This window comes from Streptomyces sp. Ru73 (assembly GCF_002920575.1).
Lineage (GTDB): Bacteria > Actinomycetota > Actinomycetes > Streptomycetales > Streptomycetaceae > Streptomyces.
The window spans coordinates 32,040-41,662 of sequence record NZ_PQSQ01000070.1 but is presented as its reverse complement, the minus strand read 5'-3'; the positions used below and the strand labels follow the sequence as shown (position 1 = coordinate 41,662).

Sequence of the window (9,623 nt, the reverse complement as noted above, 5' to 3'; positions counted from 1 at the left end):
ATGGGCACCCGCAAGATCGGCCCGGCGGTCGCGGCCGGCTGCACCATGGTCCTCAAGCCCGCGCCGCAGACCCCGCTCTCCAGCCTGGCGCTGGCCGCCATCATGACCGAGGCGGGGCTGCCGCCCGGCGTCCTCAACGTCGTCACCACCACCGACGCGGCCGGTGTCGTGGAACCCCTGCTGCGCAGCGGTGACGTGCGCAAGCTGTCCTTCACCGGCTCCACCCAGGTCGGCCGCATCCTCCTGGCCCAGTGCGCCGACACCGTCGTACGGACCTCGATGGAGCTGGGCGGCAACGCGCCGTTCCTGGTCTTCGCCGACGCCGACCTGGACAAGGCGGTGGACGGCGCGATGGTCGCCAAGATGCGGAACATGGGCGAGGCGTGCACCGCGGCCAACCGCTTCTTCGTGCACCGCTCGGTCGCCGACGAGTTCGCCACCCGGCTCGCCGAGCGGATGGGCGCCCTCACCGTCGGCCCCGGCACGCAGGACGGCACGGACGTCGGCCCGCTGATCGATTCCGCAGGGCGTGACAAGGCCGCGGAGCTGGTGCGGGACGCCGTACGGCGCGGCGCCAAGGCGGTGATCGGCGGGGAGGCCCCGGACGGTGCCGGCTACTTCTACCCGCCCACCGTCCTCACCGACGTGCACCCCGACTCGGCGCTGATGTCCACCGAGATCTTCGGCCCGGTCGCCGCCATCCTCACCTTCGACGACGAGGACGAGGCCGTACGCGCCGCCAACGACACCGAATGGGGACTGGTCGGCTACCTCTTCACCGAGAACCTGGACCGCGCGCTGCGGGTGGGCGAGAAGCTGGAGACCGGCATGGTCGGCGTCAACACCGGGCTGGTCTCCAACCCGGCGGCGCCCTTCGGCGGCATCAAGCAGTCGGGGCTCGGCCGCGAGGGCGGCCGGGCCGGCATCGAGGAGTTCCTGGAGATCAAGTATCTGGCCATTCCGGCGTGACGGCGGACGGGGCGGCCGGGGCGCGCGACCGGGGCGGTACGGCCGCAGCGGCGGCCCCGGTTGCTCCGTTCGGCCCGATCCACTACTGCGAACAGGCGGTCCCGGCGCCCTTCAGGTGGCGAACGGAGTGCGAGGGGTGACTCTCCCTGCGACAGGCCCCCTCGTCACGGGAGAAAACATGTCCATCCGTACCGTCCTCGCGGCAACCGCCCTGGCCGCCGCGACCGTGCTCGGCGGCGCCACCGCCGCCTCCGCCGACACCACAGCGGAAGGCGAGGCCTACGGCAGCCCGGGCGTCCTCTCCGGCAACGTCGTCCAGGTCCCGGTGGAGGTCGCGGCCAACGTCTGCGGCGACAGCATCAACGTCATCGGCCTGCTGAACCCGGCCGCCGGCAACAGCTGCGCGAACATCTCGGGCCACCACCACGGGCACCACCACCACTGGAACCACGGCCGGAGCTGACCGGCCCGCACCACCCCTCGCACGACGGCGTCCGCCGCCGGGTCCCGCACCCGGCGGCGGACGCCGTTTCCGTACGGCCTTCCCGCCGCGGCACGCGTCTCCGGCGTCCCGCCGACCGCCGATTCCCGGCCGGGCGACGCGCATTTCACGCCACGGATTGTGAACTGTGTGAACCCGCATATGGACTGTATGAACGCGCAATGAAAGACCTTGTCCGGCTCCCGGCGCCTCCCGTGTACTACCGGCAACCGCCCGACCAACGGCGGTAGTTCATGACCCGCAGAGGGGGAGCGACATGACCGCGATACAGCGGACCACCGCACGAGAACTGTCCCACGACGACATTCTGGGGGTGGTCGACGGCAGACACCTGGCCGTGCACATACCCGGCTTCGTGCACAAGGAATCCCTCGCCGCCGCCCGCGCCCAGCTCCTGGACCATCCGGACCGGGGCGGCCTGAGCCAGGCGGAGGAATTCAAGCGCCTCGGATTCGCCTACTCCGAAATCAGCGACGAGGCCTCCCGGGACCGCTATCACGCCGAGGCCCGCGACAACATCCACCGGCTGCGGGACGTGTTCGCGCCGTACGCCTCGCCCAGCGACGTCCTCCGGCTGCTCCTGGAAGAAACCTGGAATCCCGGCGCGAACCTGCTGCACCTCGACGGCCGGAAGGCGTTCATCGGCATCTGCCGCTACCAGAACAAGGACGTGGACCTCAATCCGCACACCGACGCGCTGGAGCGGAACCTCCCGCCCGGCCACTCCGCCGGCCTCCTGGCCCAGCTCTCCGTCAACATCTACCTCAACATCCCGGAGCGGGGCGGCGAGCTGGAACTGTGGGGGACCGAGCCGGGGGAGGACGCCTACAACGGGCTGAAGGGCGACCGCACCTGGGGCATCGACCGCGACCGGATCGGCCCGCCGGCCGAGGTCATCAAGCCGTCCGCCGGTGACCTGCTGCTGCTCAACCCGCGCCAGATCCACGCGGTACGGCCCTCCGGGGACGAGCCCCGCATCACCCTCGGGCACTTCCTCGGCTACTACGGCCCCGAGCGCCCGCTGGCGCTGTGGAGCTGAGGCCGCCATGGACACCCACACCCTCGACGGCCGTACGAAGGCGAACTTCGGGCAGGCCGCCAAGCAGCTCACCCTGGCCGGAAAGCGCGCCGTCCTCCTCGTCAGCGTCGGCCAGCGCTACCACGAGGGCGACAAGCTCCGGGCCACCGTGGACCTGGTCAACCGCAGCGGATTCGGCCACCTGACCATTGCCGTCGCCGACACCCTCCAGCGCACCAATTACCTCGACCTCAGCGCCGAGGAAGGCTATGTCAGGGCGCTGCGCGAGGGCGACGAATGGCTGGAGCGGAACGAGAAGATCCTGGGCCGGCTCACCGTCCCGCACGACGTGCTCCGCTGGGGCCAGGCGCTGCACGACCCCGAATACTTCGCCTTCCGCCGGCGCATCGAGCACGCCTACGAGAACAATCCCGGATACCGGCGCGCGGTGGATTCCACCATCGGGAAATTCATCGACCGGCTCACCGCCCGGGACCCGTCGGCCGACGTCGAGCTGGCCTTCGGCAAGTGCCTTTCCTACCTCATCGAGGAATGCCCCGTCATCATGCCGCTGTGGGCGCACCGCGGTTACGACTACATCATCTATCCGCAGCCGATGACCGCCGCCATGGCCGAAACGCAGCGGCTGTTCGTCACCGAGGAATATCCCGGCAAGGGGGGATGGCTCTCCCTGCGGTTCAAGAAGCGGGCCGGCGTCCCCGAACCCGCCGCCTGACCACCCCTCAGTAATCCCCGTCAAGACCAGCGCAGAGGACACGTAGGCGTGACCACAGACAACAACCGCACATGGTGGGCGTTCACCGGCGTCGGCCTGATCAGCTTCCTCGGCTGTATCGATCTGACGATCGTCAACACCGCGGCGCCCCGCATCCAGGCCGACCTGGGCGCCTCGGTGACCGACCTCCAGCTGATCGTCAACATCTTCCTCGTCGCGCTGTCGATGTTCATGGTGACGATGGGCCGGCTCGCCGACACCCACGGCCGCCGTCGTGTCCTCTTCGCCGGCACCGCCGTCTTCGGCCTGGCCTCCCTCGCGGCCGGGCTGGCCCCCAGCACGGGCTGGCTGATCGCCGCGCGCTTCGTCCAGGGCGCGGCGGGCGCGGTGCTGTACACCTCCACCGGTGCGATCGTGCAGAACGCCTTCCCCGAGTCCCAGCGCGGCCGGGCGATCGGCGCCCTCTACGCGGTCAACGGCTTCGGGCTGGCCATCGGCCCGCTGCTCGGCGGTGTCATCGTCTCCGCACTGGGCTGGCCCTGGGTGTTCTGGCTGAACGTGCCGCTCGTCGTGATCGCGCTGGGCATCTGTGCCGTCAGCGTGCGGGAGTCGCGGGCCGAGGAGCGCGGTCCCGGCGTTGACTGGCCGGGCCTGGTCCTGATCAGCCTCGCCATCCCGGCCGTCGTCCTCGCCTTCACTCTCGGCGGCACCTGGGGCTGGACCGGCCCCCGCACCCTCGGACTGCTGGCGTTCGCGGTACTGGCCCTGGCCGCCTTCTACGCGGTGGAACGCCGGGCCGCCGACCCCATCATCGACTTCGGGCTCTTCCGGCACCGCGCGTTCCTCGGTGCGATCGTCTCCGACTTCGCGCTCGCGGCCTTCTACGCCACCGTGCTCTTCCTGCTGCCGCTGTACCTGAGCGACGTCCGGGGCTACGGCGGCTACGCGACCGGCGCGCTGCTGCTGCCGTGCACCGCCGTCATGGCCGCGCTGTCCCCGTTCGTCGGGCGGCTGACCGACCGGTACGGCCCGCGGCGGCTCCTCGCCGTCGGCTTCACCGCGTTCACCGTGGCCGGCGTGCTCTTCGCGCAGCTGAGCGCCGGCAGCTCCCTGGCCCTGCTGTGCACCGCGCTGGTGGCGATGGGCGTCGGCTGGGCGTGCATCCTCGGCCCGGCCACCGTGTCCGCGCTGTCCTCGGTACCGGAAAGCCGCGCGGGCCACGTCGTCGGCTCGTCGTGGACCTTCCACAACCTCGGCGGGGCCATCGGCCTCGCGGCCGGCATCGTGCTGTACCGGTGGCAGGCCGAGGCGGCGCTGACCGCGGCACTGGCCGACCGCCACGTCCCGTCCGGCACGTGGGTCCGGGACGTGGCCGCCGACCCCGAGCACGCGGTCACCCTGCTGCGGCAGCACACCTCCCTCGGCGACGGCGACCTCACCCGGCTGTTCCACCAGATGTTCACCCACGGCACCCAGGCCGCGATGTGGTGGGTGACGGCGGCCTCGCTGGCGGCGCTCCTGGCCCTGGCCCTGCTCGGCCGCAGCCGCTCGCGCGCCGCCGACGCCGTACCCGCCGGAGCCGCGGAGCGGGAGGAGGCGGTGCGCTAGACACCCGACGACGTGGTGACGGGCACGGGGCCGGCCGGCTCCGGCGGCGGGGGCACCCGCACCCGGCCGAGGCGACTGACTGCCGGGCCCGTCACCGCCGTGGTGACCAGGGCCATCAGCACCAGCACCGTGAACAGCCCGGGGCCGATGGCCCCCAGCTCCAGGCCGATGGTGAGGACCACCAGTTCGGTCAGGCCACGGCAGTTCATCAGCGCCCCGATGGACAGCGCCTCCCGCCAGGGCCGCCCGCAGAGCCGCGCGGCACCGGCCGCACCGCCCCACTTCCCGGCCATCGCCACGACGAGCACGGCCACCGCCCAGCCCCACTGCGCCGGATCGGCCGCCAGCCCGCCGATGTCCGTGCGCAGCCCCGTATGGACGAAGAACAGCGGCAGCAGCACGGGGACGGCGACGGCCCGCAGCCGGCCGGCCGAGGCATCGATACGGGGCGTACCCCGCGGCGTGATCACCCCGAACAGGAACGCACCGAACAGCGCGTGCACCCCGATCAGGTCGGTGGCCAGCGCCGACAGGCTCAGCCCGCTGAACAGCCCGACCAGGACGGTCCCGTCGCCCGCCCGGCCCAGCCGCGCGGCCCACCGGACGAGCAGCGGCCGCACCACGCGGAACATCACGAGCACGAACACCGCGGCCAGCGCGGCGGTGACCACGGCGGCCAGCGGGGAGCCGGCCGAGACGAGCGCCACGACCAGCGCCAGCAGGCACCAGGCGGTCACGTCGTCCACCGCGGCACAGGCCATGGCGAGCGCGCCGACCGGCGTCCCGTACAGGCCCCGGTCGACGAGGATGCGGGCCAGCACCGGGAACGCGGTGATGCTCATGGCCACCGCGACGAACAGGACGAACGGCAGCCGGCCGACGCCGTCCGGCGCGAACCGGCCGTACATCCCGAGCGCCAGCAGCGCTCCGAGCCCGAGCGGCAGCACCATGCCCGCCTGGCTGACGGCGAGCGCGACGCGGCTGTGCCCGCGCAGCGCGCCCAGGTCCAGCTCGAGACCGACCAGGAACATGAACGAGAGCAGCCCGAGCTGGCCGAGTACGGACGTGAACGGCAGCACGGCGTCCGGGAACAGCCAGTGCTGCGCCCCCGGCCACACCCAGCCCAGCAGGGACGGGCCGAGCAGGATGCCGAGGGCGATCTCGCCGACCACCGGCGGCTGGCCGAGCCGGCGGAAGAGCACCGAGCCCGCCTGACAGGCCAGGATGACCGCCGGCACGGCGATCAGCAGCGCGGGCAGCGGGTCAGCCGCGGACACGGGCGGCTCCTCCGGGCGGCGGCACCGGCCGCGGGCCCGCCCCGGTGGCGGGCGCGGGCTGCGGCAGCGCGGCGGCGTCGGACCAGCGGGCGTAGCGGCGCCGGCCGTACAGCAGCGGCTGCGCCGGTTCCCGTACCGTCACCCGGCCGACCTCGGCGAAGACGGCGGTGTGGTCGCCGAACCCGGCGGTGCCGGCCACCGCGCAGTCGGCCGTCGCGTGTGCGTCGGCGGTCAGATGGGGGCCGCCGGCGCCCAGCGGCAGCCGCCACTCGGTGCGGTCGAAGCGGTCGGGCGCACCGGAGGCGAACAGATCCGAGGTGGCCCGCGCCCCCTCGTGCAGCAGGTTCAGCGCGAACCTGCCGTGCGCGAGGAGCGCTTGGAGGGTCGGGCTCGCGGTCCGTATGCACACCACCAGCGTGGGCGGATCGAGGGCGACGCTCGCCAGTGAACTGCAGGTCATGCCGTGCGGGGCGGCATCGGCGCCGAGGGTGGTGACGACCGAGACGCCGGTGGGGAAGGCGGCCATGAAGGGGCGCGGATCGACCGGCTGGGTCCCGGTGTCCCCGCGGTGCGGCGCGGAAGGGGGCATGTCTGACTCCTGTGGGTGGCTGGAGCAGCGGCTGGTGCAGCACCGCCCGGCAGCCGGCGGGAAGCCGGTCTGCCGGGCGGCCCGGGAGGGGCGCTCTGCCGCGCCCGAGGGGTCATGCCTGGCCGTGCAGCCGGCGCAGGTAGTCGTACGTGCTGGGCAGGGTCTCCAGCAGGTTCTGCTGCTGCCGCTTGACCGTCTCGAAGAGCGGCTCGGCACCGGCCACGGACTCGGGCTTGTGGGCGAGCGCCGGCAGCGGCGCGTCCGGCTCCAGGCCGAGGCCGGCGAAGATGCAGTAGTAGCTGCCGTTCGTCCAGAAGTTGCGGAACTCCGCCTCGAAGTTCCCGTAGTAGGTCGACTCGTCGGTGATCGGCGAGTTGATGGGCAGCCCGGCCTTGTACGCGGCGATCTTCTTCTTGATGTTGTCGGCGAGCTTCAGCTCCTTGTTGGCCTGCCAGAACGGGGTGTCGTTGCGCGGCGCGTAGTAGAAGTGGGCCTGGATGAAGTCGCGGGTGTCGTCGAACATCACCTCGATCTCGTGGTTGAAGCTGTCGATCAGGCCCTGGTTGAACGTCTTGTCAGGGAAGTGCTTGGCCAGCTGGTAGATCGCCGCGGTGATGAAGTAGATGCCGGTCGACTCCAGCGGCTCGACGAAGCAGGACGACAGGCCGATGCCGACGACGTTCTTCACCCACGCACGGCGGTTGCGGCCGACCCGGAAGCGGATGTGGTTGAACTCCGTCTCCTCCGGGTCCAGCCCCCACATCCGCGACAGCTCGGCGGTGGCCTCGTCCCGCTCGGTGAACTTGCTGGAGTACACGTAGCCGGTGCCGAACCGGCCCAGCATCGGGATCTTCCAGGCCCAGCCGGAGGACATGGCGATGGCGGAGGTGTACGGCTCGACGCCGTTCTCCTCGTCGTCGTGCGGGACGGCCGTGGCGACCGCGCTGTCGCACAGCAGGTGGTCGCTCATGTCGAGGAACGGCTCGTCCATCGCCTTGTTGATGAGCAGGCCGCGGAAGCCCGAGCAGTCCACGAAGAGGTCGGCGTCCAGCACCCGGCCCGCCTTGGTGTGCAGCGCCGTCACGTACCCGCGCTCGTCCTGCTCGACGCGGGTCATCTCGTCCTGCACGTGGTGCACGCCCTGCTTCTCGGTGGCGAAGCGGCGGAGGAAGTCGGCGACGCGCTGGGCGTCGAAGTGCCAGGCGTACCGGGTGGCGGGGCGGCCGTCGAGCCAGCGCGGCGCCTTCATCGCGTCCATCACCGGGGGCTCGCGGAAGCAGGCGTAGTCGAACGGCTCGGTGGTGCGGCCCTCGTGCTTGCGCAGGTACCAGTAATGCGACAGCGGCGTCTGGTCGTAGTCGGGGAGCAGGCCGAACGGGTGGTAGAAGTGGTCGGGCCGGCCGTCCGGCAGCTCGCGCGCCGCGGCCTCGCCCTGCCCGTCGGTGCGCCAGTTCACGAAGCGCACGGCCATCTTGAAGCTGGCGTTGCACTCCCGCATCCACTCGTCCTCGGCGATGCCGAGGTAGTCGAAGAAGGCACGCTGCAGGTTGGGCACGGTGGCCTCGCCGACACCGATGCGCGGGATGGCCGGCGCCTCCAGCACGGTGATGTCGACGGTGCCCTGGAGCGCCTTGCCGAGGTACGCGGCGGTCATCCAGCCGGCCGTACCGCCGCCCAGGATGACGACCTTCTTGAGCCGGGTGTCGGTGCTGGTCATGGAACAGCCTCATTTCTGGCCGGATACGGCGCCGGTCGGGGTGGTCGTGCCAAGAACGGTGGCCGTCCGCCCTATGCCGGACCTACACGCGCCGCGTCCGTCCGGTATAGGGCGCCTGTAGAGGCCCGGAACACACTCGCCGCAGGCAGAACGGCCTGCGAGCGACTTCCGGGAGGAAGCGATGACCACGGGGGACGACGCGCGGCACACGGACGTGTCCACGAGCGCGGCGAAGGTGCACATCCGGTTCCTGGGCGACTTCCGCCTGACCGTCAACGGCAGCCCCGTCGGGCAGTGGCGGGCCGGCAAGGCCCGCGGCCTCTTCCAGTACCTGGTCGTCCACCGCGGCCGCACCCTCACCCGCGAGCGGCTCTACGAAGTCCTCTGGCCCGGCGCCGACCGGTCCGCCGGCAGCAGCTCCCTGAAGGTCGCGGCGCACGCGCTGCGCCGGGTGCTCGACGCGCACCCCGACCGCCCCGGCCCCTCCGGCATCCGGCTGTCCTACCGCGACTTCGGCTACGTCCTGGACGTGCCCGACCTGTGGTCCGACGTGGACCGCTTCCAGGAGCTGGTGCACGCCGGGCTGCGCGCCGCCGCACGGGAGGAGACGGCGCTGGCGCGCACCCGGCTGCGGGCCGCCGTCGCGCTCTACGGCGGCGACTTCCTCCGCGGCGAGACCGCCGACTGGGTCGTCGAGCAGCGCGAATACCTCAAGTCCCTGGCCCTGCGGGCGCTGGCCGTCCTGCGCGCCGACGCCGCGGCCCGCGAGGACTTCGGCGAGCTGATCGAGGTCTGCCGGCGCACGCTGGAGATCGACCGGCACCACGAGGAGACCTACCGCACGCTGATGGCCGCGCACGGCAGACGCGGCGAGCTCGCGCGGGTGCGGAGCTGGTACGAGCTGTGCGCGCGCCGGCTGCGCGACGAACTCGCGGTGGCACCCGGCCGCGAGACCGAACTGCTGCTGCGCACCCTGCTGCCCGCCGCCCGGCCCGCCGCCGCACCGCCCGCCGCCCGTGGCCCGCTGAGCACCGCCCCGCGGGCCACCGCACCCGTACCGGCCTGGCCGGTCCCGCTCCCGGGTTGGCCCGCCGACCGGCTCCGCCCCGCGCGGCGCACCAGGCCGGACGGCCGGGCCGCCGCCCCCGCCCGCGCGGCCGCCCGGCCGCCGGCCGTTCCCGTCCACCCGTGACGCGGCGCCGTCGCG

General features: G+C 72.4%; 9 protein-coding genes. 6 read left to right on the top strand and 3 right to left on the bottom strand.

The window, feature by feature from the left end; genetic code table 11:
• The 5 genes from C3486_RS25725 to C3486_RS25705 all read left to right on the top strand — a co-directional run.
• Positions 1 to 969 (top strand): aldehyde dehydrogenase family protein (locus C3486_RS25725; protein ID WP_146075057.1); only part of this gene is annotated, 969 nt, incomplete at its 5' end.
• Between the two features lie 178 nt (positions 970 to 1,147).
• Positions 1,148 to 1,432, top strand: a complete 285-nt coding sequence (locus tag C3486_RS25720; RefSeq protein ID WP_103835145.1) for a chaplin — start codon at positions 1,148 to 1,150, stop codon at positions 1,430 to 1,432.
• Between the two features lie 295 nt (positions 1,433 to 1,727).
• Complete coding sequence (locus C3486_RS25715) at positions 1,728 to 2,510, top strand: 2OG-Fe(II) oxygenase (protein WP_103835144.1); 783 nt, start codon at positions 1,728 to 1,730, stop codon at positions 2,508 to 2,510.
• A gap of 7 nt (positions 2,511 to 2,517) precedes the next feature.
• A complete protein-coding gene (locus C3486_RS25710) occupies positions 2,518 to 3,225 on the top strand; it encodes a tRNA-dependent cyclodipeptide synthase (RefSeq protein WP_103835143.1) in 708 nt (235 codons plus the stop codon).
• A 48-nt stretch (positions 3,226 to 3,273) separates the two neighbouring features.
• The gene (locus tag C3486_RS25705) at positions 3,274 to 4,833 is read left to right on the top strand and encodes an MFS transporter (RefSeq protein ID WP_103835142.1); all 1,560 of its coding nucleotides are present in this window, start codon (positions 3,274 to 3,276) and stop codon (positions 4,831 to 4,833) included.
• Here C3486_RS25705 and C3486_RS25700 read toward each other — a convergent pair.
• The 3 genes from C3486_RS25700 to C3486_RS25690 all read right to left on the bottom strand — a co-directional run bounded on the left by C3486_RS25700 (position 4,830) and on the right by C3486_RS25690 (position 8,416).
• A complete protein-coding gene (locus tag C3486_RS25700) occupies positions 4,830 to 6,110 on the bottom strand; it encodes a cation:proton antiporter (protein ID WP_181138692.1) in 1,281 nt (426 codons plus the stop codon). The two genes, C3486_RS25705 and C3486_RS25700, sit on opposite strands and share 4 nt — an antisense overlap.
• The gene (locus C3486_RS25695) at positions 6,097 to 6,699 is read right to left on the bottom strand and encodes a flavin reductase family protein (protein WP_103835141.1); all 603 of its coding nucleotides are present in this window, start codon (positions 6,697 to 6,699) and stop codon (positions 6,097 to 6,099) included. Before C3486_RS25695 ends, C3486_RS25700 begins: the two co-directional genes overlap by 14 nt.
• A 112-nt stretch (positions 6,700 to 6,811) precedes the next feature.
• Positions 6,812 to 8,416, bottom strand: coding sequence for a tryptophan halogenase family protein (locus C3486_RS25690; protein WP_103835140.1), 1,605 nt, complete (start codon positions 8,414 to 8,416; stop codon positions 6,812 to 6,814).
• A 181-nt stretch (positions 8,417 to 8,597) separates the two neighbouring features.
• On the opposite strand from C3486_RS25690, the gene C3486_RS25685 reads away from it, so the two are divergent.
• On the top strand, positions 8,598 to 9,608 hold the full coding sequence (locus C3486_RS25685) for a BTAD domain-containing putative transcriptional regulator (protein ID WP_103835139.1): 1,011 nt from the start codon (positions 8,598 to 8,600) through the stop codon (positions 9,606 to 9,608).
• The last annotated feature ends 15 nt before the right edge of the window (positions 9,609 to 9,623 follow it).